This window comes from Hydrogenophaga sp. (assembly GCF_030373225.1).
Lineage (GTDB): Bacteria > Pseudomonadota > Gammaproteobacteria > Burkholderiales > Burkholderiaceae_C > Hydrogenophaga.
The window spans coordinates 1-24,732 of record NZ_JAUCZG010000041.1 but is presented as its reverse complement, the minus strand read 5'-3'; the positions used below and the strand labels follow the sequence as shown (position 1 = coordinate 24,732).

The following is a 24,732-nucleotide window of genomic DNA, read 5'->3' as shown; positions in this document are numbered from 1 at the left end:
CTTCCAACGCAACGTTCTCCCCATGGCCACCACGTCCACCGCTGCTCCGAAACCCATCGACGACTTCGGCCTCTGGCTCGCGGCTTTCACCCAGCCCACGGTGTTGACCGAGCTCGGGGTGATCGCCTTGTGCATCGCTGCGGCCCTGGGCGTCACCTGGCTGCTGCGCCGCGCCCTGGGCATGCAGGAGGAGCGCGCCTCGGTGCTGTTCGGCCGGCGCCTGATCGACGGCGTGATGTTTCCGCTGCTGCTGCTCACGCTGGCCTACGTGGCGCGTGCGCTGCTGCTGGAACGTCTGCCGCTGGCGGCGTTCAAGGTGGCCATTCCGGTGCTGGTGTCGCTGGTGGTGATCCGTGTGGGCGTGAAGGTGCTGCAGGTGGCGTTTGCCACGGCGCCCTGGGTGCGGGTGATGGAACGCACCATTTCCTGGGTGGCGTGGCTGGCCATGGTGCTGTGGGTGAGCGGCCTGCTGCCGGTGGTGCTGTCCGAGCTGGACCAGATCACCTGGAAGATCGGCTCCACCACCCTGAGCCTGCGCACCATGATCGAAGGCATCCTCACCGCCGGTGCGGTGCTGATCCTGTCGCTGTGGGTGTCCTCGGCCATCGAGACACGTCTGCTGCGCAAGGCGGTCGGCGGCGACCTGTCACTGCGCAAGGCGGTGAGCAATGCGACGCGGGCCCTGCTGATGTTCTTCGGCCTCATCATCGCGCTCTCGGCGGTCGGCATTGACCTCACCGCGCTGTCGGTGCTCGGCGGCGCCATCGGCGTGGGCATTGGTTTCGGCCTGCAGAAGCTCGCGTCCAACTACGTCAGCGGCTTCGTGATCCTCGCCGAGCGCAGCATGCGCATCGGCGACAACGTGCGGGTCGACAACTTCGAAGGCATCATCACCGACATCAATGCGCGCTACACCGTGATCCGCTCCATCACGGGCCGTGAGTCCATCGTGCCCAACGAGTTGCTGATCATCAACCGCGTCGAGAACCTGTCACTCGCCGACGACCGGCTGTGGCAGTCCACCGTGGTGTCGGTGGGCTACGAGAGCAACGTGGAGCAGGTGATGGAACTGCTCAAGGATGCGGCCTTGAGCCAGGAGCGCGTGCTCAAGGACCCCGGGCCCTCGGTGGCCTTGTCCAACTTCGGCGCCGATGGCCTGGAGTTCACCCTGGGCTACTGGATTGCAGACCCGGAAAACGGCACGCTCAACATCCGCTCGCTGATCAACCGCAAGGTGTTGCAGGCGCTGCGTGAGCACCGCATCGAGATTCCGTACCCGCAGCGCGTGCTGCACATCAAGCCGCCGCCCACCGACGGCAACAGTCCGGCGTCAGCGGTTCATGAAGCCCGGTAGCCACAACGAGATGGCGGGAAAGGCGATCAGGATGCCCAGGCGCGCGACATCAGCCATCACGAAGGGCCAGACGCCGCGGTAGATGGTGCCCAGCTTCACATTGGGCAGCAGCGAATTGATCACGAAGAGGTTCAGGCCCACCGGCGGCGAGATCATGCCGATCTCCACGATGGTGACGATCAGGATGCCGAACCACACCGGGTCGAAACCCAGGCCAACGATCACGGGGAAAAACACCGGGATGGTCAGCAGCACGATGGCCAGTTCTTCCATCACCATGCCCAGCATCAGGTAGATGCCCATCATCATGATCACCACCATCACCGGGTTCGGGCTGAACTGCAGCACGAAGTCGCGCAGGTCACCCGGCATGGTGGTGAAGTTGATGAAGTTGGTGAAGATCATTGCGGCGATCAGGATGGTGAACAGCATGGCGGTGGTGCGCGTGCTCTCCACCAGGATGTCCATCAGCACCCGCGGCGTGAGCGAGCCCCTCAGCAGTGCAAAGAAGAAGGCGCCCGCTGCGCCCACGCCCGCTCCTTCGGTGGCGGTGAAGACGCCCCCGTAGATGCCGCCGATCACCATGCCGAACAGGACCACCACGCCCCAGATGCCCCGGATGGCCCTGAGCCGCTGCGCCCAGGTGAAGCGCTCGGCGCGTGGACCGGCTGCCGGATCGCGCCAGGTCACGTAGACCACGCCCAGGCACAGGCAGGTGATGGCGACCAGGCCCGGCAGGATGCCGGCGACGAACAGTTTGCCGATGTCGGTCTCGGTGATGATTCCGTAGATGACCAGAATGGTGGACGGCGGGATGAGGATGCCCAGCGTTCCACCGGCGGCAATGGCGCCGGTGGCCAGCGTGTCCTTGTAGCCGTGGCCCTTCATCTCCGGGTAGGCCACGCGCGTCATCGTGGCTGCGGTGGCGATCGAGGAGCCGCAGATCGAGCCGAAGCCACCCGAGGCGATGATGCTGGCCATGGCCAGGCCGCCCTTGCGGTGACCGACGAAGGAATTGGCGGCGGTGAACAACTCGCGTGCCATGCCGGCGCGGGCCACCAGGTTGCCCATCAGCACGAACAGCGGGATGACCGAGAGCACGTAGTGAAAGCCGGTCTCGAAGATGACCTGGCTGGTGCTGGCGAAAGCCGGCGTCCAGCCCCGCATCAAGCCCATGCCCACCATGCCTGCGATGGCCATGGCCACGGCCAGCGGAATGCGCAGGAAGGCCATGAAGAACACGGCCAGGAAACCCAGGAAGGCTTCGATCATGGGGCGGTCCTGTCTGCAGCGGCGGGGAAGGGGATGTGCTCGGGCACCGGGGCCTTCACAAACACGAAGAGCAGGTGCACCAGACCGGTCAGACCCAGCAGAGCCGCCATGAGCCAGGCCACCGGGGCGATGGACAGTTGCAGGTGCACGGTGGTGTCACCGTATTCCGCAAAGCGGTCTGCGCGCATGAGCATGAGTCGTCCGAGGAAGCCGAACGTCGCCGCGCAGATCAGATGGACCACCCGGGCCTGGATCTCGCGCAGCCAGTCCGGAATCAATGCGTCGAGCGTGTCGAACACCACGTGTTCGCCGCGCCAGGACACCATGGGCAATGCGCCGAAGATCACGATCACCATGAGGATCTCGGTGATCTCGAGTCCACCGGGCACCGAGTTGCTGAAAAACTTGCGGCCGGTGACATCGACCAGCGTGAGCCACATGAGGGCAAACAAGGCCATGGCGGCCATGAGTCCGGTGGACCAGCGCAGTGCACTGTCGAGCTTCTTGAGCATGTTGGATCTTGATGTGAAAAGGCCGGCTGCGCGCTGTGCTCAGCCGGCCCGGCGCGGCCACACAGGGGCCGCCTGGAGGGTCACTTTACCTTGGCGATTTCCGAACGGAATTCGGCCAGCACACCCTTGGGATTTTGCAGGCCCTTGACCTGGGCGCTGGCCGCCCATTTGGTCTCCAGGTAGTCCTGCTTGTCCATCACGGCCTTCACGAAGGCCGGATTGGCGGTGACGCGCGAGACGCCCTGGGCCTTTTGCAATTCGCGGCTGGCCGCGTCAACCTTGTCCCAGCCTTCGCCGAACAGGCGTGCGGCAGGTTCGCCCGAGAGTTTGTCCACCACGGCCTTGTCCTGTGCCGACAGGGCGTTGTACTTGGCCGGGTTCATCATGAACACGAAGCTGGTGTTGTACAGGCCACCGGGGAAGTCGGTGGCGTGCTTGATCATGCTGAGCTTGAACGAAGCGATCGATTCGTCGGGAAAGAAGGTGCCGTCCATCACGCCGGTGGAGAGCAGTTCGAACGATTCGGGCGCCGCCTTGAGCGTGGTGTTCCAGCCCATTGCCCTGGAGAGTTCGTTGATGTTGCCACCACCGATGCGGAACTTCAGGCTGGCAGCTTCGGCGGCGGATGTCACCGGCTTCTTGCTGTTGAAGATCACGCCGGGGCCGTGGGTGAACACCGCCAGCACCTTCACGCCGCGGTGCTCGCCCAGCGGGGCAAAGTGTTTGCTGTAAATGCGCTGGTAGGCCACCGACGTGGCCACCGCGTTGTTGCCGAGAAACGGAAACTCGGCGACCTGGGTGTTGATGAAGCGGCCGGGGGTGTATCCGTCCACCGTGTAGGAAATGTCGGCCAGGCCGTCACGCACGGCGTCGAAGGTGCCCGGCGCAGCGACCACTCCCTTGGGCAGGATGTTGCACTTCATGCGGCCTGCGCTGTCCTTCTCCAGCATGTCGCACCAGGTCTTTTGCGAGGTGCTCAGCGTGTGGGTGGGCGGCAGCCAGCTCGAAACGGTGAAAACCGTCTGCGCAGACGCCAGGCCGCTGGCCAGCAGGGTGGTGGACAGGGCGATGGCGACAAGGGAACGTGACTTCATGCGGTGACTCCTTTGGGTGAGCGTCAGATGGTTGCTCAACATAAACATATTGACAAAAATGAATGTAGGTCACTTCCTGCGCCCGTTGTCTCATGACTTACCCGAATTCACCGACCCTCCGGTCGGTGAATTCGCTGCATGGAGGGCCGTCGGCCTGCAAATAAGGTCTTTGTGGGATACGGGGGTTCCCCTATAATCGCCAAAAAGCACGGTCGTTCTATTTTTATCCCCCCCGGTTTGTCCCGCGCTTGATCGCCCCTGGCAGAGGCCCGGGCATACAATCCCCGAGTTGACGTGCACGTCAATTCGCGCGTCCCTTTCCACAACAGCAGGAGCAACCCAGCATGAAGGTCATCGTCCCCGTCAAACGCGTGGTGGATTACAACGTCAAGGTGCGCGTCAAGAGCGACGGCACGGGCGTGGACATCGCCAACGTCAAGATGAGCATGAACCCGTTTGACGAGATCGCAGTGGAAGAAGCGGTTCGTTTGAAGGAGAAGGGCGTGGTCACCGAGGTGATCGCTGTCTCCTGCGGCGTCACCCAGTGCCAGGAAACCCTGCGCACCGCCATGGCCATCGGCGCCGACCGCGCCATCCTGGTGGAAACCACCGAAGAACTGCAGCCCCTGGCCGTGGCCAAGCTGCTCAAGGCGCTGGTCGACAAGGAACAGCCCGGTCTGATCATCCTGGGCAAACAGGCGATCGACGACGACTGCAACCAGACCGGCCAGATGCTCGCCGCGCTCGCCGGCCTGCCGCAGGCCACGTTTGCCAGCAAGGTGGAAGTGGCCGACGGCAAGGCCTCCGTCACACGCGAAGTCGACGGGGGTTCGGAAACCCTGTCGATCACCTTGCCCGCCGTCATCACCACCGACCTTCGGCTGAACGAGCCGCGTTACGTGACGCTGCCCAACATCATGAAGGCCAAGAAGAAGCAGCTCGACATCGTCAAGCCCGAAGACCTCGGTGTGGACGTGACGCCGCGCATCAAGACGCTCAAGGTCAGCGAGCCGCCCAAGCGTGGCGCGGGCATCAAGGTGGCCGATGTGGCTGCCCTCGTCGACAAACTCAAGAATGAAGCCAAAGTCATTTGATTTCCCCCGCGCCGCCTGCGGCGTCACCCCCAGGGGCGAACCCTGCGGCTTGGCAAAGCCAGTTCCGCGGGTTCCTTGAACAAGTCACCTCTCTCGAACTGCATTGGGTTTTAAGGAATTGCCGACATGACCGCACTTGTTATTGCCGAACACGACAACGCTTCCGTCAAGGGCGCGACCTTGAACACCGTGGCCGCTGCCGCCCAATGCGGCGGTGAGGTGCACGTGCTGATTGCCGGGCACAACGCCGGTGCCGCCGCTGCCGCCGCCGCGCAGATCGCCGGCGTGAGCAAGGTGATCCACGCCGATGCGCCCGGCTTCGAACACGGCCTGGCCGAGAACGTGGCTGCGCAAGTGCTCGCCATCGCAGCCAGCTACAGCCACATCCTGTTCCCGGCCACCGCCAGCGGCAAGAACGTCGCACCCCGCGTGGCCGCCCATCTGGACGTGGCCCAACTCTCCGACGTGACCAAGGTGATCAGCCACGACACTTTCGAGCGCCCGATCTACGCCGGCAACGCGATTGCCACCGTGCAGGCGCTCGACGCCACCAAGGTCATCACCGTGCGCACCACGGGCTTTGACCCGGCTGCGGCCACCGGCGGCAGCGCCACCGTGGAGACGGCGACCGCCGCAGCCGACGACGGCAAGAGCAAGTTCCTGGGCAGCGAGATCGCCAAGAGCGACCGTCCCGAACTCACCGCCGCCAAGATCATCGTCTCCGGTGGCCGCGCCCTGGGCAGCGCCGAGAAGTTCAACGACGTGATGACGCCGCTGGCCGACAAGCTCGGCGCAGCCCTGGGCGCCAGCCGCGCCGCGGTGGACGCGGGCTACGCGCCCAACGACTGGCAGGTCGGCCAGACCGGCAAGATCGTCGCACCCCAGCTCTACATCGCCGCCGGCATTTCGGGCGCCATCCAGCATCTGGCCGGCATGAAGGACAGCAAGGTCATCGTGGCGATCAACAAGGATGCCGAGGCCCCGATCTTCTCGGTGGCCGACTACGGTCTGGAGGCCGACCTGTTCGAAGCCGTGCCTGAACTGATCAAGGCACTCTGAGCCCACTGAGCACCGCAAGGGCATCGTTCGCGATGCCCTTGTTGTATCTGCATCCCTGAATCCGCCGGAGATCACCCCATGAGTTACACCGCCCCCCTCAAAGACATGCTGTTCACCATCGAGCACCTGGCGCGCATCGACCAGGTGGCGCAGATGCCGGGTTTTGAAGACGCCGGCCTCGAGACCGCGCAGGCCGTGCTCGAAGAGTGCGCCAAGCTCAACGAAGGCGTGATCGCACCGCTGAACTGGGAGGGTGACAAGTACCCATCGTCTTTCCACGACGGCAAGGTCACGACCACACCGGGTTTCAAGGAGGCCTTCAAGCAGTACGCCGAAGGCGGCTGGCAGGGCCTGCAGCACCCGGCCGATTTCGGCGGGCAGGGTTTGCCCAAAACCATCGGCGCGGCCTGTGGCGAGATTCTCAACAGCGCCAACATGAGCTTTGCGCTGTGCCCGCTGCTCACCGACGGCGCGATCGAAGCGCTGCTCACCGCCGGCAGCGACGAGCTGAAGGCCACGTATCTCGAGAAGCTGGTGAGCGGTCAATGGACCGGCACCATGAACCTCACCGAGCCCCAGGCCGGCAGCGATCTGGCCGCCGTGCGCAGCCGCGCCGAGCCGCAGCCCGACGGCACCTACAAGGTGTTCGGCACCAAGATCTACATCACCTACGGTGAGCACGACATGGCCGAGAACATCGTGCACCTCGTGCTCGCCCGCGTGACGGGCGCGCCCGAAGGCGTGAAAGGCATCAGCCTGTTTGTCGTGCCCAAGTTCATGGTGGGCAAGGACGGCACGCTCGGTGCGCGCAACGATGTGCACTGCGTGAGCATCGAACACAAGATGGGCATCAAGGCCAGCCCGACCGCCGTGCTGCAGTACGGCGACCACGGTGGTGCGGTGGGTTACCTCGTGGGCCAGGAAAACCGCGGTCTGGAGTACATGTTCATCATGATGAACGCGGCCCGCTACGCCGTGGGCGTGCAGGGCATTGCGATTGCCGAGCGCGCCTACCAGAAGGCGGTGGTGTACGCCAAGGACCGTGTGCAGAGCCGCCCGGTGGACGGCACCCTGTCCGCGGCAGCGCCCATCATTCACCACCCCGACGTCAAGCGCATGCTGATGACGATGCGCGCCTACACCGAAGGATGTCGCGCCATGGCCGCGGTGGCGGCGGCGGCCTACGACGCTGCGCACCACCACCCCGACGCCGATACCCGCCAGCAGAACGCCGCCTTCTACGAATTCCTCGTGCCGCTGGTCAAGGGCTACAGCACCGAGATGAGCCTTGAGGTGACCAGCCTGGGCGTGCAGGTGCACGGCGGCATGGGCTTCATCGAGGAAACCGGCGCGGCGCAGTACTACCGCGATGCCAAGATCCTCACCATCTACGAAGGCACCACCGCCATCCAGGCGAACGACCTGGTGGGCCGCAAGACCGCGCGCGATGGCGGCACCGGTGCCAAGGCGATCGCCGCCCAGATCGAGAAGACCGAGAACGAACTCGTCCAGCGCGACAGCGCCAACGCCCGTGCCGTGCACAAGCGCCTGAAGGCCGCGCGCGAGGCCTTTGTGGATGTGGTCGAGTTCATCGCGGCCAACACGCGCAGCAACCCCAACGCAGCGTTCGCCGGCAGCGTGCCCTACCTCATGCTGGCTGGCAACCTGATGGCGGGCTGGCAGCTCGCCCGTTCGCTGATGGTGGCCGAGGACCTGTCGGCCAAGGGACAGGACACCGCCTTCATGCAGGCCAAGATCACCACCGCGCGCTTCTACGCCGACCACATCCTCAGCCGCGCCCCGGGCATGCGCGACGCGATCGTCGAAGGTGCCGAGGCCGTGACGGCATTGGCCATTGAATCGTTCTGACTCGTCGCAACACCATCAGCCGTTCGGGCTGAGCCTGTCGAAGCCCTCGCCAACAGCCGGGCAGGCCCTTCGACAAGCTCAGGGCGAACGCGGATTTTCAACGTTCCTCCAGGAGACAACATGACCGCACCCGCCCGCAGCCTGCCCCCGGTTCTCAAGAACATCCGGTTCCCGGTGATCGGTTCGCCGCTGTTCATCATCAGCAATCCCAAGCTCGTCATTGCGCAGTGCAAGGCCGGCGTGGTGGGTTCCATGCCCGCGCTCAACGCCCGCCCGGCCTCGCAGCTCGACGAGTGGCTGGCCGAGATCACCGAAGCCCTGGCCGCGCACGATGCAGCAAACCCCGACAACAAGGCCGCACCGTTCGCCATCAACCAGATCGTGCACAAGAGCAACGACCGGCTGGAGCAGGACATGGCCCTGTGCGCCAAGTACAAGGTGCCGATCATCATCACCAGCCTGGGTGCGCGCGAAGACGTGAACCAGGGCGTGCACAGCTGGGGCGGCGTGGTGCTGCACGACGTCATCAACAACGTGTTCGCGCACAAGGCCATCGAGAAGGGCGCCGACGGCCTGATTCCGGTGGCTGCCGGTGCCGGCGGCCACGCCAGCGTGAAAAGCCCGTTCGCCATGATCCAGGAGATCCGCGAATGGTTCGGCGGCCCGGTGGCGCTCTCGGGCTCCATCTCGTCGGGCGGCGCGATCCTGGCCGCACAGGCCATGGGGGCCGACTTCGCCTACATCGGCTCGGCCTTCATCGCCACCGACGAGGCGCGCGCGGTGGACGGCTACAAGGAAATGATCACGAAGTCGAACTCGGACGACATCGTCTACAGCAACTTCTACACCGGCATCCACGGCAACTACCTCAAGGGCAGCATCCAGAACGCCGGCATGGACCCGGACAACCTGCCGCAGAGCGATCCGAGCAAGATGAACTTCGGCACCAGCGAAGGCGCCAATGCCGCGAAGGCCTGGAAGGACATCTGGGGCTGCGGTCAGGGCATCGGCGCGATCCGCGAAGTCGTGCCGGCCGCCGACCTGGTGGCCCGGTTCAAGCGCGAGTACGCAGAAGCCAAGGCGCGCATCTGCGCAGGTTGATGGGGGTCCTACCTCTGGCCGCGTAGCCACGCGCCAAAACTGCTGAGCGCTTCCCCGATGGCATCACCAGGTGTCTGGGTGTATTGCACACCCCCCTGGTCCGAAATCTGCGCCACCGAGCCGCTGCCCTGCCACTCGGTGTAGATCCAGTCGTCTCCCAGGCGGGCCAGGCCCTCGGGCACGGCGGGCGGCGGCGCCACCGGCGTGCCCTTGAGCGCAGCACGCATGTAGTCGATCCAGATCGGCAGGGCGATGCGCCCGCCCGACTCGCCGCCGCCCAGGCTGCGCGGCTTGTCGTAGCCCACCCAGACGGCGGTCGCCAGGCTGGGCTGGTAGCCGGCGAACCAGGCGTCGACCGCATCGTTGGTGGTGCCGGTCTTGCCGTACACGTCGGGCCGCTGCAGCGCAGCCTGGGCGCGCGCGGCGGTGCCGGTGCGCGTCACCTCGTTGAGCAGGCTCGACATCACGAAGGCGTTGCGCGCCGGCAGGGCGCGGTTGTTCTCCGTCAGCGGCTCGGGTGGCGGTGCCTCGAACAGCACCTTGCCCTGGGCGTCGGTGATCTTCTCCACCACCACCGGAGCGACCTTCCAGCCACCATTGGCCACCGTGGCATAGGCCTGCGCCATCTGCAGCGGCGTCACGCTGCCCGTGCCCAGGGCGAGCGTGAGGTCGTTGGGCTGGCGCGCAGGGTCCAGGCCGAAGCGCGCGGTCCAGTCGCGGGCGACCTGCGTGCCGGTGTGCTGCAACACGCGCACGCTGGCGATGTTGCTGGAGTGGGCCAGCGCCTGGCGCAGCGTGATCGCTCCGGCGTACTGCCCGTTGCTGTTGGTGGGCGTCCAGCCGTTGGAAGCGGTGAACGGCAGGTCGTCGATCAGGGTGCCGGGCATCACGCGCGCTTCGAGCGCTGCCGAATACAGCAGCGGCTTGAGCGCCGAGCCGGGCTGGCGCCAGCCCTGGTTGACGTGGTTGAACGGTTGCCTGGTGAAGTCGAATCCGCCCACGAGCGCACGCACACGGCCCGTGCGACTGTCCATGGCCACCAGCGCGGCTTCGGCCTCGGGCCATTGCGAAATGGCCCAGGCGGGCTTGCCCTTGAGCTTGCCGGCACTCACCACCCGCACGATGGCGCCGCGTGCGATCTTCAGCGGCGCCTTCGCCTTCGGGTCCAGCCCCTTCTGCGCCCAGCGCAGGCCCTGGCCCTGCACGTCCACGCGTTCGCCGCTGGCCAGTTGCACCTGCAGGGCCTTGGGGCTGGCAGCCAGCACGATGCCCACGCGCAGGGTCTCGTCGTCGCGGTGGTCCTTGAGCGCCTCGGCGGCGGCTCGCTCGACGTCTGCACCGCTCCCCGAGGGCAGCGACTCGTGGTCTTCCGGCCCGCGCCAGGCGCCGCGCCGGTCGAATGCCAGCACCCCCCGTTGCACCGCTGCGTGCGCCGCGCGCTGGTCGGCCGCGCGCAGGGAGGTGGTCACACGCAGGCCGTTGGAATACGCCTCGGTGCCGAAACGCTCGACCACGGCGCGCCGGGCCATTTCGGCGACGTGGGCGGCGTGCACGCTGCGCAGGCCGGGCGTGCGGATCTTGAGCTTCTCGGCCCGTGCGCTGGCGAGCTGGGCCTCGGTGATGGCGCCGGTGGCGCGCATGCGCTCGAGCACCACGCGCTGGCGCTGCGTCGCGCGTTCGAAGTTGGCCACCGGATTGGCGTAGTAGGGGTTCTGCGGCAGTCCGGCCAGCATGGCGGTTTCGGCCAGCGACAGCTTGTCCAGCGGCTTGCCGAAGTAGGTCTTCGAGGCGGCCGCGAAGCCGTAGGCGCGCTGGCCCAGGAAGATCTCGTTGAGGTAGATCTCCAGGATGCGGTCCTTGGAGAGTTCGTCCTCCAGCTTGAGCGCGAGCCAGATCTCCTTGGCCTTGCGTTCGGCCGAAAACTCGCGCGTGAGCAGCATGGTGCGCACCAGCTGCTGCGTGATGGTCGATGCGCCCTGCTTGCGCCCGCCGGTGACGACCGCCACCAGCGCGCGCGCCATGCCCCGGGGGTCGACGCCGTTGTGTTCGCGAAAGCGCGCGTCTTCCACCGACAGCACGGCGTCCTGCAACACCTGGGGGGTGCGCGACAGCGGCAGGTATTCGCGCCGCTCGGTGCCGAACTGCGCGATCTCCACGCCGTCGGCGGTGAAGACCTGCAGCGGCAGTTTGGGCTGGTAATGGACGATGCTGTCCAGCGGCGGCAGATCGAACGGCGAGGCCTGCAGGGCAGGCGTCAGGAAGGCGGTGGGCATCACCACCAGGGTGATCACCGCACGGCGAAGGGAGGGCTTGGACATGGGGGCAGATTGTCCCGGATCGGTGTGCGCTGCATGTGCAGCGTGTGCGTGAGGGAGGTAACCACCTGTGTCGCGCCCGGCACCGGGAACCACCGCCCTTTCAATACCCTTCGATCGCCAGCAGTGTGCCGGTGGACGCGCTCTGGCGAATCTTGACCAGGCGCTGGTATTCGGGCGAGGTGTAGAAGGCCTGCAGGTGTGCCATGTCGGGGAACTCCAGGATCACCTGGCGGTGTGCAACGCCACTGCCTTCGAGCACCGTGACCGCGCCACCGCGCACCAGGTAACGCCCGCCGTGCGCAGCGATGAGGGCCGGCACGTCGCGGCGGTAGTCCTCGTAGCGGACGGGGTCGGTGATTTCAACGTTGCCGTAGAGGTAGGCGGGTATGGGGTCTCCAGTGTCGGGTTGGGGGGTCGGCGTGGCAGGCAGGCGTGCCCGCGTCGGTGCAGGCCGCCTTGCGCAGGGTGCCACAGACCGGGCGCACGTGCACCTGATTCAGGTGCTGCCGCGCACCATCATCTCGAAGCCCAGGTCGACCGAGTTGCGTGGCGGCACCTCACCGCGCATGAGACCCAGCAGCATCTGGGCGCTGGCTTCGCCGATGGAGCGACGCGGTGTGCGCACGGTGGTCAGGGTCGGCACCATCTGGTCGCTGCCGGCGAGGTCGTTGAAGCCGGCCACCGCGATGCGGCCCGGCACGTTCACGCCGAGCTTCAGCGCAGCGAGCAGACCGCCCTGCGCCAGGTCGTCGTTGCAGAAGAACACCGCGTCGACCTCGGGCCGGGTGCGCAGCAGGTCTTCGAACAGTTCACCGCCCAGTCGCATCGAGGAAGGCTCCGGGCTCAGCAGTTCCAGCCGTGCGTCGTACAGACCGTGCTCGCGCAGGCAGCGTCGGTAGCCCTCGGCGCGTTGCAGCGTGCGCGGGTCGAGCTGGGCCGCCACGAAGGCGATGCGCCGGCGCCCGCGTTGCACCAGGTGTTCGGTGATGGCGTGGCCGGCTTCGGTCTGCGAGAAACCCACGCAGTACACGTTGGGTGCCTGCGTGAGCTCCATCAGGTACACGCAGGGCACGCCGCTGCCCGCCACCATCTGGCGCGCGGCTTCGGTGCGGTCGAAGCCGGTGAGCAGCAGGCCGGCCGGGCGGTGGGCGAGGTAGCTGCGCAGCAGTTGTTCCTCTTCTTCCGGCTCGTAGTGCGTCACGCCGATCATGGGTTGATAGCCATGGGGCAGCAGGGTGCGGTGCACGGCTTCGAGCACGTCGACGAACAGCGCGTTGGACAGCAGCGGCACCAGCACCGGCACCTGGGTGCTGCGCTGCGAGGCCAGAGCGCGGGCGGCCGGGTCGGGCACATAGCCCAGTTGCGCGGCCGCGCGCTTGACGCGCTCCACCAGGTCGGCCGCCACGCCCCGCTCGCCGCGCAGGGCCCGCGAGGCGGTGATGGGGCTCACTTCGGCGGCCAGCGCCACGTCGTTCAGGGTGGTGCGCCCACTGTGGCGGCGCTTGCGTTCGGTCGGTTCCAAGGGTTTTCCCGGTGTTTGAAGCGGTTCGTGTCGCGTTAGGATAGCGCTGTCCAACGCGGCTTGGCTCCCAATTTACCCTGAAACTCCGGGAAATGGTCGAGATCAAGCGAGCCAACTGGCGTTCAGACCGAGCTGGTGATCCGGCTCCTTTTTTCAGACCAACGGGATAGCGCTACCCAATGAACATCCGGCCCGAAAACACCTTGCTTGTCGTCATGGGCGTGGCGGGCTGCGGCAAATCCAGCCTGGGCCAGCGGTGCGCCGCATCGCTCGGTGTGCCCCTGCTGGAAGGCGATGACTTTCACTCGGCCGGCAACGTCGCGAAGATGCGCAGCGGCACGCCGCTGAGCGACGAGGACCGCTCGGCCTGGCTCGATACCCTGGCCGAGCAGCTGAAGGCGCATCCGCAAGGCGTGGTGCTGACCTGCTCGGCGCTCAAGCAGCGCTACCGCGACCGCCTGCGTTCGGCCGCTCCCGGTCTGCGCTTCGTGTTTCTCGACCTCACGCAGGAACAAGCCCGGGCCCGTGTGGCCGCTCGGCCCGCCCACCTGTTCCCGGTGAGCCTGGTGGCCAGCCAGTTCGCGGCCCTCGAAGACCCGAGCCAAGAGCCCGGCGTGTTGCGTCTGGACGCCATCGAGCCGCTGGAACAACTGGCCGCTTCCGTCGTGCGCTGGGTGCAGGCCGCCACCGCCCCGCTGGAGGCCCGGTCGTGAAACTCGCCCAGGTCTTGAAACACGGCATCGAAGCCCTGCTCGCGCTGTGCCTGCTGGGCATGGTGGTGTGCGTGTTCGGCAATGTGCTGCTGCGCTATTTCTGGGGCACCGGCTGGGTGGTGTCGGAAGAACTCTCGCGCCTGCTGTTCGTGTGGCTGGTCTGCCTCTCGGCCGTTCTGGCCTTCGGGGAAAACAAGCACTTGGGCTTCGATCTGGTGACGGCGCGGCTCAAGGGCCCGGCGGCGGCCGTGTTCCGCTGGCTCACGCGTGGCCTGATCGCGCTGGCGCTGTATTACCTGATCGACGGTTCGTGGTCGCAGGTGCTCGTGGGTCTGGACAGCCGCAGCCCGGTGATGAACACGCCGCTGGCCGTGGGCGCTGCGGGCACGCTGGTGATGGGCGTGTGCATGGCCGTGTTGCTGGTGCTGCAGGCCTGGGACGACTGGCGTGGCAACGCGCCCGGGTCGATGACGGCGGGAGAGCGGTCATGACGATCGCGATCTTCTTGCTGGTGCTGTTCGCCACCATGACGGTGGGCGTGCCGATTGCGTTTGCGCTCATGCTCACCGCGCTGGCGCTCATGGTGCACCTCGACTTTTTCGACGCCCAGCTGCTCGCGCAGAACGTGCAGGCCGGTTTCGACAGTTTCCCCTTGCTGGCCGTGCCCTTCTTCATCCTGGCGGGGGAGCTCATGAACGCCGGAGGCCTGAGCCGGCGCATCATCGATCTGGCGCGATCGCTCGTGGGCCATGTGCCCGGCGGCCTGGGCTATGTGGCGATCGCTGCCTCGGTGCTGCTGGCCTCGATGAGCGGATCGGCCATCGCCGACACCGCCGCGCTGGCCACCTTGCTGCTGCCCATGATGCGGCGCCAGAACTACCCCGACGGATCGAGCGCGGGCCTCATTGCCTCGGGCGGCATCATCGCGCCCATCATCCCGCCGTCCATGCCGATGGTGATCTACGGCGTGACCACCAACACCTCGATCAGCAAGCTGTTTCTGGCCGGCATCGTGCCCGGCCTGATGATGGCCACGGCGCTGGTGTTGGTGTGGCGCTGGGTGGCGCGCACCAAACAGCTCAGCGTGGCCGGGAAGACCAGCTGGCCGCAGCGCCGCCAGGCGCTGGCCGGCAGTGCGTGGGCGCTGATGATGCCGGTGATCATCATCGGCGGGTTGCGCATGGGCTTCTTCACGCCCACCGAAGCCGCGGTGGTGGCTGCGGTGTACGCCTTGCTGGTGGCCACGCTGGTCTACCGCGAGCTCAACCTCGCGGGCATCTACCGCGTGCTGGTGGACGCCTCGCGCACCACCGGGGTGGTGATGTTCCTGTGTGGCGCGGCCACCGCCGCCTCTTACATGATCACGCTGGCCGATCTGCCCAATGAGCTGGCGAAAAGCATCGGGCCGCTGCTGTCCGAACCCATGCTGTTCATGGCCGTGGTCTGCCTGTTCCTGCTGGCCGTTGGCATGGTGATGGACCTCACGCCCACCATCCTGATCCTGGCGCCGGTGCTCTCGCCGCTGGCGGCCAAGGCCGGCATCGACCCGGTGTACTTCGGCTTCGTGTTCATCTTCGTCGGCTGTCTGGGCCTGCTCACGCCTCCGGTGGGCACGGTGCTCAACGTCGTTGCCGGCATCGGGCAGGTGCGCATGGAGACCGTGATCCGCGGCGTCATGCCCTTCCTGCTGGTGTATTTCGCCATGCTGTTCCTGCTCATCCTGTTCCCGGCCATCGTGCTGTGGCCCTTGAAGCTGATGTTCTGATGCTCAGCCTTCCCTTGCACCCCCCGCGGCGCCGTGCCGCATCCAACCCGAGGAGACTCCCCATGAAACTCAAACAACTCACCCTCGCCGCCGCCGTTGCGCTGGCCACCTTGGGGGCCGGTTTTGCGCAGGCGCAGGACATCAAGCCGCGCCTGATCCGCTTCGGCTACGGCCTCAATGAAGTGTCCAACCAGGGCCGCGCCACCAAGGTGTTTGCCGACGAAGTTGAAAAGGCCTCCGGCGGCAAGATGAAGATCCGCGCCATCGGCGCCGCGGCGCTGGGCTCCGACGTGCAGATGCAGCAGGCCCTGATCGGTGGCGCGCAGGAAATGATGGTGGGCTCGACCGCCACGCTGGTGGGCATCACCAAGGAAATGGCGATCTGGGACACGCCTTTCCTGTTCGACAACGCGAAAGAAGCCGACGTCGTGCTCGACGGCCCGGTGGGCCAGAAGGTGATGGACAAGCTGCAGGAAAAGGGCCTCGTCGGCCTGGTCTATTGGGAAAACGGTTTTCGCAACCTCACCAACAACAAGCGCGCCGTCACCAAGCTCGAAGACATGGACGGCATCAAGCTGCGCGTGATGCAGAACAACGTCTTCATCGACAGTTTCAAGACGCTGGGCGCCAACGCCGTGCCGCTGCCGTTCTCCGAACTCTTCACCGCACTCGAGACCCGGACGGTGGATGGCCAGGAAAACCCCTACAACACCATCCTCTCGAGCAAGTTCTACGAGGTGCAGAAGTACCTGACGGTGACCAACCACGTCTACAGCCCCTGGATCGTGCTGGTGAGCAAGAAGTACTGGGACGGCTTGAGCAAGACCGAGCAGAAGGTGCTGATGGACGCTGCGATCAAGAGCCGCGACTTCGAGCGCAAGGACACACGCGCCGAGGCCGACAAGGCGCTGGCCGACCTCAAGGGCAAGGGCATGGAGATCAACCAGCTTTCGCCGGCCGAGGCCAACCGCATGCGCGCCAAGCTCACGGCGGTGAACACCGGCATTGCGGCCAACGTGGGTGAAGACCTGTGGAAGGAAACGCAGGCGGCCGTGGCCAAGGCGCGTTCGGCGAAGTAATCACCCGCACACCCGCAGACAACAGCCGATCCCTCGCGGGATCGGCTTTTTTCATGGGCGCCTGTGCGTCACCTGGCGGGCAGCACGCGCGAGAGCAATTCCGCGTCCAGCACTCCCGCACCTTGCGGGTGCGTGGCGGGGCGTTCCACATGGCGCTTGATGGTGGCAATGCCCAGTTCCGGGCTGATCCAGCGGGTTTCGGTCTCGCCCGAGCTGTCTTTCCAGGAGAGCTTCCAGGTCTTGAAGGTGCCGGCGGGCACGGTGACGGTCTCAACGCCCTCGACCTTGAAGTCGCGCTTGAAAGGAATCCTGGCGCCGCTGGCGTGCATGGTCACGGTGTGCTGGGAGCTCCAGGTCTTGCCCACGGTCAGCGGCCAGGCGTAGTCGATGGCCGGCTCGAACGACATGACGGGCTTGCCGTCGGGATGCAGGGTGGCCAGCATGGCAAAGCTCACCGTGTCGTGCAGTGCCACGCCCGCTTGAGGCGCGCCGAACGCGATCACCGGTTTCCCCTGCCAGGTGGCGGGCGCATGGGTCCACACCACCTTGCCGTCGAAGCTGCCCAGGCTGCCGCTGCTCTTGCGGTGGTAGGTGGTGACGGTGCCCATGGGTGAGATCTCCATGCGCTCGGCCACGGGCGGTGGCGTGGCGCATCCGGTGACGGACAGCAGGGCAGGCCCGGCGAGGGCGAGGAGGACAGCAGACAAAGCGGTGCGGCGTGGGTTCATGGTGGCTCCAGAGTGGTGGATGGGCAGACGGGCCTGCGCCCGTGTGCAACCACTCTAGGCAAGCGCCGCAGGCGCTCACTGAGCAAACTCAATCAGCCGCGCGCTGGCGGTCTGCCGGACTTGATCTGTGTCAAAGCCCGCGCTGCTCCATCGACTTGGCCATGGTCTTGCCCAGTTCCACGCCCCACTGGTCGTAGGCGTTGATGCGCCAGATGGCGGCCTGTGCGAACACCTTGTGTTCGTACAGCGCGATCAGCGCGCCCAGGCGCATCGGGTCCAGCCGGTCGAGCCAGAGCACGTTGCTCGGAATGTTGCCCTCAAACGTGCGGTGCGGCGCCATGGCGGTCGCGTCGGCTGCGCTCATGCCGTCCTTCATCAGCGCCGCTTGCGTGTCCTGCAGCGAGCGTCCGCAGGCCATGGCCTGCGCCTGGGCGCGCAGGTTGAGGTTGACCACGGCATGGTGGGTGGCGGCCATGGGCAGCGGCGTGTCTTCGTTCTGAACGCCGATGAAGTCCACCGGAACCGTGTGCCGGCCCTGGTGGATCAGCTGGAAGTAAGCGTGCTGTCCGTCGATGCCCAGGCCGCCCCAGACGATGGGCCCGGTCTCCACCGTGGTGGGTGTGCCGTCGGTGTGGGTGCGTTTGCCGTTGGACTCCATGTCCATCTGCTGCACAAACGGCGTGAAGCGCACCAGACGCGAGGCGTAGGGAACGATCAGGTGCGTGGGCAGTTGCAGGAAGTTGCGGTTCCAGATGCCGGCCAGCGCCAGCTGCACGGGCAGGTTGCGCGCGAGCGGCGTGGTGCAGAAGTGCTGGTCCATCTCGCGCGCGCCGGCGAGGAAGGCGCGGAAGTTCTCCGGCCCGATGGCGATCGCCAGCGGCAGGCCGAGCGCCGACCAGACCGAATAACGGCCACCGACCCAGTCCCAGAACAGGAAGGTGCGCTCGGGCGGGTAACCCAGCCTGGCCGACTGAGCCGGGCTGGCGGTGATGGCGACCAGGTGTTTGGACAAGGCCTCCGGCGGGCAGCCGTGGTCGGTCAGCCAGCGTTGCGCGCTGGCGGCGTTGGTCATCGTTTCCTGGGTGGTGAAGGTCTTGCTGGAGACGATCAGCAGGGTGCGCCGGGCGTCCAGGCCGCGCAGCACGCTCCACAGCGCCCAGGCATCGGGGTTGGACACGCAGTGCACGCGAACGCCGGGCACGGCCGGGGCCGCGAGGTGGGCCAGGGCTTCGATGGCCATGCGTGGGCCGAGGTCGGAGCCGCCGATGCCGATGTTCACCACGTCGGTGATGACCTCGCCCGAATGGCCGAGCACGGCGCCGGCGTTGAGGTCCTGCGCGAAGTCGCACACACGCGCGAGTTCGCGCTGCACGTCGGCCTGCACGGCGGGGCCCCAGGGGCCGGCATGCAACGGGTCGCCGCGCAGCGCCACATGCAGCACCGGCCGGTTCTCGGTGGCATTGATGGTGTCGCCGCGGAACATGGCGTCGCGCTGCGCGGTCAGGTCGGACTGTTCGGCCAGCGACTGCAGCGCCTGCTGGATGGCCGGCGTGATGCGCTGGCGGCTGGCGTCGAGCGTGATGCCGGCCGCGCTCGCCCCCATGCGGTGCTCGCGGTGGCTGTCGGCGAGCAGTTCGCGCAGGTGGGGTGTGGGGCTGGCGGCCAGCGAGTCGAGCTGTTGCCAGGCGGGCAGGGTGGTGGGCAGTTTCATGCGTGAGGGTTCCAGTCAGTTGTGTGCCGCCAGCGCGGTGGCCTCTTGCGCCAGCTTCGTGATGCCGGCCCAGTCGCCATCGCGCACCAGGTCCGCCGGGGTGAGCCAGGAGCCGCCGGCCATGGCCACGTTGGGCAGCTTCAGGAAGTCGCGAAGATTGTCCAGGCTCACGCCGCCGGTGGGGCAGAAACGCACGTCGGGCAGCGGCGCGCCGAGCGCCTTGAGCATGCCCAGGCCGCCGGCCTGCGAGGCTGGAAACAGCTTCATCAAGGTGAAGCCGTGGTCGCGCGCCCGCATCACCTCGCTGGGTGTCATCACACCCGGAATGAACGGCAAGCCCGCCTCGCGCACGGCCTGCACCAGCTCGTCGGTGCAGCCGGGCGAGAGGGCGAAGCTGGCGCCGGCGGCGATCACCTGGGCCACCTCGGCCGGGCGCGTGACGGTGCCGGCGCCCAGGTGCATCTGCGGCACCGCGCGCGCCACCGCCTCCATGGCTTGCAGGGCGGCACCGGAGCGCAGGGTGATCTCCATGACATCGATGCCGCCGTCGAGCAGGGCGTGGGCCAGTGGCACGGCTTGCGCCGCGTCGTTGAGCACGATCACGGGCACGACGCGGGAGCTGAAGGCGGGACGGGTGAAGCAGGTCGTCATGGGGTTCCTCGGGATTCAACCAAACAGCGGCGAGGCGCCCAGTTCCGCCACGCTGGCGTGCTGGCGGAACAGGCCGAACAATTCTCGCCCGGTGCCGTGCTGGTTGGCGCTCAGGTCGGGGTGGTGCAGTTCGCGCGCGGCGAGCGTGGCGGCGTCGACCTCGAGTTCAAGCACACCACGCTCGCAGTCCAGCGTGATCCAGTCGCCGTCGCGCACGCGGGCGATCGGGCCGTCGGCCAGCGCCTCGGGGCTGAGGTGGATGGCCGCAGGCACCTTGCCCGAGGCACCCGACATGCGGCCGTCGGTGACCAGCGCCACCTTGAAACCCTTGTCCTGCAGCACCGCCAGCGGTGGCGTGAGCTTGTGCAGCTCGGGCATGCCGTTGGCGCGCGGCCCCTGGTAGCGCACCACGGCGATCAGGTCGCGTTCGAGTTCGCCCGCGTTGAACAGCGCCAGCAGGTCCTGCTGGTCGCTCACCACCACGGCCTGGGCGCGCACCACGCGGTGTTCGGGTTTCACGGCCGAGACCTTGACCACGCTGCGCCCGAGGTTGCCCTGCAGCAGGCGCAGGCCGCCGTCGGCGCTGAAGGGGTCGGCCACCGGCCGCACGACCGAGGTGTCGGCGCTCGCTGCGGGCACGGGCCGCCAGGCGAGCTGGCCGTTGTCCAGCCAGGGCTCCTGCGCATAGGCCTGCAGGCCGTGGCCCATGACGGTTGCCACGTCGGCGTGCAGCAGGCCGGCGGCGAGCAGTTCCTTCATGAGGAAGCCCATGCCGCCAGCGGCGTGGAAGTGGTTCACATCGGCACTGCCGTTGGGGTAGACGCGCGCCAGCAGGGGAACGACCTGGGAGAGTTCGGCGAAGTCGTCCCAGTCCACCAGCACGCCGGCGGCGCGCGCCATGGCCACCAGGTGCAGCGTGTGGTTGGTGGAGCCGCCGGTGGCGAGCAGGCCGATGATGCCGTTGACCAGGGTCTTCCCGGTCACGATGTCGGCCATGCAGATGGCGGCCTCGCCGGTGCGCCCGGTGTTGACCAGGGAGCGCCGCACCGCCTCGGCGGTGAGGGCATCGCGCAGCGCTGTGCCCGGGTTCACGAAGGACGCGCCGGGCAGGTGCAGGCCCATGATCTCCATCAGCATCTGGTTGCTGTTGGCCGTGCCGTAGAAGGTGCAGGTGCCCGGGCTGTGGTAGGCCTGGGCTTCCGATTCGAGCAGGGCCTCGCGGCCGACCAGGCCCTGGGCGTACTGCTGGCGCACCTTGGCCTTGGCGTCGTTGGACAGGCCCGTGGTCATCGGACCGGCGGGCACGAACACGGTGCTCAGGTGGCCGAACTGCAGCGCGCCCATGAACAGGCCGGGCACGATCTTGTCGCAGATGCCCAGCATGAGCGCAGCGTCGAACACGTTGTGCGAGAGCGCCACGGCGGTGGAGAGCGCGATCACGTCGCGCGAGAACAGCGAGAGCTCCATGCCGGCGGCGCCCTGGGTGACACCGTCGCACATCGCGGGCACACCCCCGGCGACCTGCACGGTGACGCCCAGGCCGTGCGCGATGGCGCGGATCTGCTGCGGGTAGGTTTCGTACGGCTGGTGGGCCGAGAGCATGTCGTTGTAGGCCGTGACGATGCCGATGTGGGGCGCTTGCTCGGCGTGGATCTTCAGCTTGTCGGACACCGGCAGTGCGGCCGTGGTGTGGGCCATGTTGGCGCAACCCATGCCGGCGCGCTGGGTGCCGGTCTTGCGTTGCGCGGCGACCGCGGCCAGGTAGCTCGCGCGGGTGGTCGCGCTGCGTTCGGTGATGCGTTCGGTGACGCGTTGCAGCGTCGGGTGCAGGGGCGTGCTCATGATGTGCTCCGGTTCAGGCCAGCCAGACGCTGACCGGCGTCTGGTGCTGGTTGAGGATGAGGGACACCGGCAGGGCTTCGTCGGCGCCCAGGCGGGCCTGCTGGAACACCGCCAGCTTGCTGGCGCCGCCCAGGGCCAGCGCCAGTTCGCGCGTGGCCAGCAGCGCAGGCAGGGTGAGGGTCAGGCGCGCGTGGGCCGCGGTGGTCGGGCGCACCCAGGCCACCGGGCCGCTGCTGTTGAGCGCAGTGCGCAGTCCCGCCGCGCCCGGAAACAGCGAGGCGGTGTGGCCGTCCTCGCCCATGCCGAGCAGCGCCAGGTCCAGCGGCCAGGGCTGGGTCGCCAGGCGGCGGTTGGCCGCTGCGGCCAGTGCCGTGAGGGCCGCGTCGTCGAGCGATGGCGGCAGCTGGTCGAAGAAGGGCAGGAACGTGGCGGCGGCGGCGGCGTCCTGCAGCAGGTGGCGGCGCACCAGCGCGGTGTTGCTGTCGGCGTGGTGGTGCGGCACGCAGCGCTCGTCCACCAGCAGCACCGTCACGCGCGACCATTCGAGGGGCAGCACGCGCAGCGCTTCGAACAGTGCGATCGGCGACTTGCCGCCCGACACCGCGAGCACCGCATGGCCGCGCTGCTGGATCGCGCCTTGCAGGCTCTGCGCAACGCTGTCCGCCAGCTGCCACGCCAGTTCGGCGGCCGAGTTGCAGACGTGTTCCTTCATGTTTCTTCCACCCAGGCCGAGCCTTCGCGCGCCATCAGCGCCGAAGAGGCCGCCGGTCCCCAGCTGCCGGCGGTGTAGGCCTTGGGTTTTTCGTTGAGGTTCTTCCAGCCGTCCAGGATGGGCTCGACCCAGGTCCACGCGGCCTCGAGTTCGTCGCGGCGCATGAAGTGGGTCAGGCGGCCCTTGATCACGTCCATGAGCAGGCGCTCGTAGGCTTCCGCGCGGCGCGCGCTGAAGGCGGATTCGAGGTCGAGGTTCAGGCTGACCGGGCGCAGGCGCATGCCGCTGCCGGGCTCCTTGGCCATCATCTGGAGCTGCACGTGTTCTTCGGGCTGCAGGCGGATCATCAGGCGGTTGACCGGCTGGCGCGGCGCGTCGGGAAAGATGGTGTAGGGCAGGTCGGCGAACTCGATCACGATCTCCGAGCGGCGCTCGGCCATGCGCTTGCCGGTGCGCAGGAAGATCGGCACGTTGGCCCAGCGCCAGTTGTTGATGTGGGCGCGCAGCGCCACGAAGGTTTCGGTCTCGCTCTCTGGCGGCACGTTGTCTTCCTGCAGGTAGCCGACCGCCTTGTCGCCGTTGGCGCTGCCCGCGGTGTACTGGCCGCGCACCGTGTCGCGCGCCACATCGGCCACGGTGAGCGGGCGCAGCGAGCGCAGCACCTTGAGCTTTTCATCGCGTACCGCATCCGGGTCGAGCGAGACCGGCGGCTCCATGGCCACGATGCACAGCAGCTGCAGCAGGTGGTTCTGCAGCATGTCGCGCAGCGCGCCGGTGCCATCGTAGAAACCGGCCCGGCTGCCCACGCCCACCGATTCGGCCACCGTGATCTGCACGCTCTTGATGTAGGGGCTGCGCCAGAGCGGCTCGAAGATGGTGTTGCCAAAGCGCAGCACCATCAGGTTCTGCACCGTTTCCTTGCCCAGGTAGTGGTCGATGCGGAAGGTCTGTGCTTCGGTGAAATGCCGGCCGACCTCCTCGTTGATCTGGCGCGCCGAGGCCAGGTCGTGGCCGAGCGGCTTTTCCAGCACCACGCGCGAGCGGGCGTCGATCAGTTGTGCTGTGGCGAGGTGGGCGCAGATGCCGGTGAACAGCGTGGGCGCGGTGGCCAGGTAGTACACGCGGTCCGAGCCGTTCTGCAACGCCGAGCCCAGGGCCGCGAAGTCGGCCGGCCGGGTGGCGTCGAGGCACACGTAGGTGAGCCGGTCCTTGAACGCAGTCCATGCCGCCTCTTCCATCGCCTCGGGCTCGATGAAGTCACGCACCTTGTCGTCGATGAACGCGGTGAAGGTGTCGCGGTCCCAGTCCTGGCGCCCGAGCGCCAGGATGCGCGTGGCCTCGGGCAGGTTGTGGTGCAGGTGCGCCGTGTAAAGCGCCGGCAGCAGCTTGCGCACCGACAGGTCGCCGGCGCCGCCGAAGATCACGAGGTCGAGCGGGGCCGTGGAGACAGGGGAGGCGGTGGGGCTTGAGGTGGCCATGGGTGGGATGGAGTTACATCAGAACCGTCATCGTAATGTAATTAAGTTACATCACAGGTACCGGATGCACTGGGGCTGTCCTCCACCTTAACCGGCCCGCCGGTCCCTGCCCAGCGAAAAGGGTCAAACAGCGCCCGAAGATGTCACGCGGCTTGCAGGCCGTGAGCGGTGAGGTGCAGCACCCGCTGCGCCCGCGCGGCAGCGGCCTGCGAGTGCGTCACCAGCACCAGCGCCGCGCCACTGTCCCGGGCCTGCTGTTGCAGCACGTCCATGACCTGCGCAGCGGTGGCCGGGTCGAGGTTGCCGGTGGGCTCGTCGGCCAGCAGCAGGCCGGGGCGGTGCACCAGCGCTCGGGCAATCGCGACCCGCTGCAGCTGGCCTCCCGAGAGTTCGGCGGGCAGGCGCGAGCCCAGCTCGCCCAGGCCCACCGCGTCGAGCATCTGCTGCACCCGCGCGGCGTCGGGCCGACCGAGCAGCAGCAGCGGCAGGCCGACGTTTTGCGCCACGTCGAGGTGGGGGAGCACATGAAAGGCCTGGAACACGAAGCCCAGGTGCTCGCGGCGCCAGTGCGCGCGCTGCGTGTCGCCGAGGTTGCCGAGGTCGGTTGCGGCGTGGGTGATGCGACCCTCGCTCCAGTCGTCGAGCGCGGCCAGGCAGTTCAGCAGGCTCGACTTGCCCACACCCGATTCGCCGACGATGGCGATGAACTCACCCGGCGCCACCGTGAGGTTGATGCCGCTGAAGACGGTGGTGTGGCCGTAGCGCTTGGCGAGTTGTTCGACGACGAGTGACATGCGGTTCACCTAGTGGTATGTAACACTTAAAAAGGAAGTATCATTGCAGTCATTCCACTGGAGG

Annotated in this window: 22 protein-coding genes; 9 read left to right on the top strand and 13 right to left on the bottom strand. The window is 67.2% G+C overall.

The annotated features are described in order from the left end of the window. Positions 1-22: 22 nt before the first annotated feature. Positions 23-1,354 (top strand): mechanosensitive ion channel domain-containing protein, encoded by a 1,332-nt coding sequence (locus QUV35_RS17625; protein WP_300877117.1) that lies wholly within the window; start codon positions 23-25, stop codon positions 1,352-1,354. Here the strand turns inward: QUV35_RS17625 and QUV35_RS17620 are convergent. The 3 genes from QUV35_RS17620 to QUV35_RS17610 all read right to left on the bottom strand — a co-directional run bounded on the left by QUV35_RS17620 (position 1,331) and on the right by QUV35_RS17610 (position 4,232). Continuing rightward, positions 1,331-2,626 (bottom strand): TRAP transporter large permease, encoded by a 1,296-nt coding sequence (locus QUV35_RS17620; RefSeq protein WP_300877115.1) that lies wholly within the window; start codon positions 2,624-2,626, stop codon positions 1,331-1,333. The two genes, QUV35_RS17625 and QUV35_RS17620, sit on opposite strands and share 24 nt — an antisense overlap. Further along, positions 2,623-3,138, bottom strand: a complete 516-nt coding sequence (locus QUV35_RS17615; protein WP_300877114.1) for a TRAP transporter small permease — start codon at positions 3,136-3,138, stop codon at positions 2,623-2,625. The genes QUV35_RS17620 and QUV35_RS17615 overlap by 4 nt, the downstream gene beginning before the upstream one ends. 80 nt (positions 3,139-3,218) lie before the next feature. Continuing rightward, the gene (locus tag QUV35_RS17610; RefSeq protein WP_300877112.1) at positions 3,219-4,232 is read right to left on the bottom strand and encodes a TRAP transporter substrate-binding protein; all 1,014 of its coding nucleotides are present in this window, start codon (positions 4,230-4,232) and stop codon (positions 3,219-3,221) included. A gap of 344 nt (positions 4,233-4,576) precedes the next feature. On the opposite strand from QUV35_RS17610, the gene QUV35_RS17605 reads away from it, so the two are divergent. From QUV35_RS17605 to QUV35_RS17590, 4 genes are all read left to right on the top strand, one after another. Then, complete coding sequence (locus QUV35_RS17605; protein ID WP_300877110.1) at positions 4,577-5,326, top strand: electron transfer flavoprotein subunit beta/FixA family protein; 750 nt, start codon at positions 4,577-4,579, stop codon at positions 5,324-5,326. Between the two features lie 126 nt (positions 5,327-5,452). Continuing rightward, positions 5,453-6,385, top strand: coding sequence for an FAD-binding protein (locus QUV35_RS17600; RefSeq protein WP_300877108.1), 933 nt, complete (start codon positions 5,453-5,455; stop codon positions 6,383-6,385). Positions 6,386-6,463: 78 nt separating this feature from the next. Next, positions 6,464-8,254, top strand: a complete 1,791-nt coding sequence (locus QUV35_RS17595) for an acyl-CoA dehydrogenase (protein ID WP_300877106.1) — start codon at positions 6,464-6,466, stop codon at positions 8,252-8,254. A 120-nt stretch (positions 8,255-8,374) separates the two neighbouring features. Beyond that, on the top strand, positions 8,375-9,355 hold the full coding sequence (locus QUV35_RS17590) for a nitronate monooxygenase family protein (RefSeq protein ID WP_300877104.1): 981 nt from the start codon (positions 8,375-8,377) through the stop codon (positions 9,353-9,355). Between the two features lie 8 nt (positions 9,356-9,363). On the opposite strand, the gene QUV35_RS17585 is transcribed toward QUV35_RS17590, so the two are convergent. The 3 genes from QUV35_RS17585 to QUV35_RS17575 form a co-directional block, all read right to left on the bottom strand. Next, positions 9,364-11,673, bottom strand: coding sequence for a PBP1A family penicillin-binding protein (locus QUV35_RS17585; protein ID WP_300877102.1), 2,310 nt, complete (start codon positions 11,671-11,673; stop codon positions 9,364-9,366). A gap of 100 nt (positions 11,674-11,773) precedes the next feature. Next, positions 11,774-12,145, bottom strand: a complete 372-nt coding sequence (locus QUV35_RS17580) for a DUF1330 domain-containing protein (protein ID WP_300877100.1) — start codon at positions 12,143-12,145, stop codon at positions 11,774-11,776. 24 nt (positions 12,146-12,169) lie between these two features. Then, positions 12,170-13,195 carry a LacI family DNA-binding transcriptional regulator gene (locus QUV35_RS17575; protein ID WP_300877098.1) on the bottom strand — a complete coding sequence of 342 codons (1,026 nt, stop codon included), beginning with the start codon at positions 13,193-13,195 and terminating at the stop codon, positions 12,170-12,172. Positions 13,196-13,374: 179 nt separating this feature from the next. On the opposite strand from QUV35_RS17575, the gene QUV35_RS17570 reads away from it, so the two are divergent. From QUV35_RS17570 to QUV35_RS17555, 4 genes are all read left to right on the top strand, one after another. Then, on the top strand, positions 13,375-13,908 hold the full coding sequence (locus QUV35_RS17570; RefSeq protein WP_300877096.1) for a gluconokinase: 534 nt from the start codon (positions 13,375-13,377) through the stop codon (positions 13,906-13,908). Then, the gene (locus QUV35_RS17565; RefSeq protein ID WP_300877094.1) at positions 13,905-14,399 is read left to right on the top strand and encodes a TRAP transporter small permease; all 495 of its coding nucleotides are present in this window, start codon (positions 13,905-13,907) and stop codon (positions 14,397-14,399) included. Before QUV35_RS17570 ends, QUV35_RS17565 begins: the two co-directional genes overlap by 4 nt. Further along, the gene (locus QUV35_RS17560; protein ID WP_300877092.1) at positions 14,396-15,673 is read left to right on the top strand and encodes a TRAP transporter large permease subunit; all 1,278 of its coding nucleotides are present in this window, start codon (positions 14,396-14,398) and stop codon (positions 15,671-15,673) included. Before QUV35_RS17565 ends, QUV35_RS17560 begins: the two co-directional genes overlap by 4 nt. 62 nt (positions 15,674-15,735) lie before the next feature. Beyond that, positions 15,736-16,752 carry a TRAP transporter substrate-binding protein gene (locus QUV35_RS17555; protein ID WP_300877090.1) on the top strand — a complete coding sequence of 339 codons (1,017 nt, stop codon included), beginning with the start codon at positions 15,736-15,738 and terminating at the stop codon, positions 16,750-16,752. 68 nt (positions 16,753-16,820) lie between these two features. Here the strand turns inward: QUV35_RS17555 and QUV35_RS17550 are convergent, their stop codons facing one another. The 7 genes from QUV35_RS17550 to QUV35_RS17520 form a co-directional block, all read right to left on the bottom strand. After that, positions 16,821-17,480 (bottom strand): hypothetical protein, encoded by a 660-nt coding sequence (locus QUV35_RS17550; protein ID WP_300877088.1) that lies wholly within the window; start codon positions 17,478-17,480, stop codon positions 16,821-16,823. A gap of 130 nt (positions 17,481-17,610) precedes the next feature. After that, positions 17,611-19,191: a glucose-6-phosphate isomerase gene (gene pgi, locus QUV35_RS17545; protein WP_300877087.1), complete on the bottom strand. Its 1,581-nt coding sequence runs from the start codon at positions 19,189-19,191 to the stop codon at positions 17,611-17,613. Positions 19,192-19,206: 15 nt separating this feature from the next. Beyond that, positions 19,207-19,842: a bifunctional 4-hydroxy-2-oxoglutarate aldolase/2-dehydro-3-deoxy-phosphogluconate aldolase gene (gene eda / locus QUV35_RS17540; RefSeq protein ID WP_300877085.1), complete on the bottom strand. Its 636-nt coding sequence runs from the start codon at positions 19,840-19,842 to the stop codon at positions 19,207-19,209. Between the two features lie 15 nt (positions 19,843-19,857). Beyond that, the gene (gene edd / locus QUV35_RS17535) at positions 19,858-21,684 is read right to left on the bottom strand and encodes a phosphogluconate dehydratase (RefSeq protein WP_300877083.1); all 1,827 of its coding nucleotides are present in this window, start codon (positions 21,682-21,684) and stop codon (positions 19,858-19,860) included. A 13-nt stretch (positions 21,685-21,697) separates the two neighbouring features. Further along, the gene (gene pgl, locus QUV35_RS17530) at positions 21,698-22,396 is read right to left on the bottom strand and encodes a 6-phosphogluconolactonase (RefSeq protein WP_300877081.1); all 699 of its coding nucleotides are present in this window, start codon (positions 22,394-22,396) and stop codon (positions 21,698-21,700) included. Then, positions 22,393-23,874, bottom strand: a complete 1,482-nt coding sequence (gene zwf / locus QUV35_RS17525; RefSeq protein ID WP_300877080.1) for a glucose-6-phosphate dehydrogenase — start codon at positions 23,872-23,874, stop codon at positions 22,393-22,395. Before zwf ends, pgl begins: the two co-directional genes overlap by 4 nt. 143 nt (positions 23,875-24,017) lie before the next feature. Then, a complete protein-coding gene (locus QUV35_RS17520) occupies positions 24,018-24,668 on the bottom strand; it encodes an ABC transporter ATP-binding protein (RefSeq protein ID WP_300877078.1) in 651 nt (216 codons plus the stop codon). Positions 24,669-24,732: the final 64 nt, after the last annotated feature.

Bases quoted from the DNA above. Each gene is read 5' to 3' on its own strand.
- QUV35_RS17625 (WP_300877117.1), top strand. From the start codon at position 23: ATGGCCACCACGTCCACCGCTGCTCCGAAACCCATCGACGACTTCGGC.
- QUV35_RS17620 (WP_300877115.1), bottom strand. From the start codon at position 2,626: ATGATCGAAGCCTTCCTGGGTTTCCTGGCCGTGTTCTTCATGGCCTTC.
- QUV35_RS17615 (WP_300877114.1), bottom strand. From the start codon at position 3,138: ATGCTCAAGAAGCTCGACAGTGCACTGCGCTGGTCCACCGGACTCATG.
- QUV35_RS17610 (WP_300877112.1), bottom strand. From the start codon at position 4,232: ATGAAGTCACGTTCCCTTGTCGCCATCGCCCTGTCCACCACCCTGCTG.
- QUV35_RS17605 (WP_300877110.1), top strand. From the start codon at position 4,577: ATGAAGGTCATCGTCCCCGTCAAACGCGTGGTGGATTACAACGTCAAG.
- QUV35_RS17600 (WP_300877108.1), top strand. From the start codon at position 5,453: ATGACCGCACTTGTTATTGCCGAACACGACAACGCTTCCGTCAAGGGC.
- QUV35_RS17595 (WP_300877106.1), top strand. From the start codon at position 6,464: ATGAGTTACACCGCCCCCCTCAAAGACATGCTGTTCACCATCGAGCAC.
- QUV35_RS17590 (WP_300877104.1), top strand. From the start codon at position 8,375: ATGACCGCACCCGCCCGCAGCCTGCCCCCGGTTCTCAAGAACATCCGG.
- QUV35_RS17585 (WP_300877102.1), bottom strand. From the start codon at position 11,673: ATGTCCAAGCCCTCCCTTCGCCGTGCGGTGATCACCCTGGTGGTGATG.
- QUV35_RS17570 (WP_300877096.1), top strand. From the start codon at position 13,375: ATGAACATCCGGCCCGAAAACACCTTGCTTGTCGTCATGGGCGTGGCG.
- QUV35_RS17560 (WP_300877092.1), top strand. From the start codon at position 14,396: ATGACGATCGCGATCTTCTTGCTGGTGCTGTTCGCCACCATGACGGTG.
- QUV35_RS17555 (WP_300877090.1), top strand. From the start codon at position 15,736: ATGAAACTCAAACAACTCACCCTCGCCGCCGCCGTTGCGCTGGCCACC.
- QUV35_RS17550 (WP_300877088.1), bottom strand. From the start codon at position 17,480: ATGAACCCACGCCGCACCGCTTTGTCTGCTGTCCTCCTCGCCCTCGCC.
- pgi (WP_300877087.1), bottom strand. From the start codon at position 19,191: ATGAAACTGCCCACCACCCTGCCCGCCTGGCAACAGCTCGACTCGCTG.
- eda (WP_300877085.1), bottom strand. From the start codon at position 19,842: ATGACGACCTGCTTCACCCGTCCCGCCTTCAGCTCCCGCGTCGTGCCC.
- edd (WP_300877083.1), bottom strand. From the start codon at position 21,684: ATGAGCACGCCCCTGCACCCGACGCTGCAACGCGTCACCGAACGCATC.
- pgl (WP_300877081.1), bottom strand. From the start codon at position 22,396: ATGAAGGAACACGTCTGCAACTCGGCCGCCGAACTGGCGTGGCAGCTG.
- zwf (WP_300877080.1), bottom strand. From the start codon at position 23,874: ATGGCCACCTCAAGCCCCACCGCCTCCCCTGTCTCCACGGCCCCGCTC.
- QUV35_RS17520 (WP_300877078.1), bottom strand. From the start codon at position 24,668: ATGTCACTCGTCGTCGAACAACTCGCCAAGCGCTACGGCCACACCACC.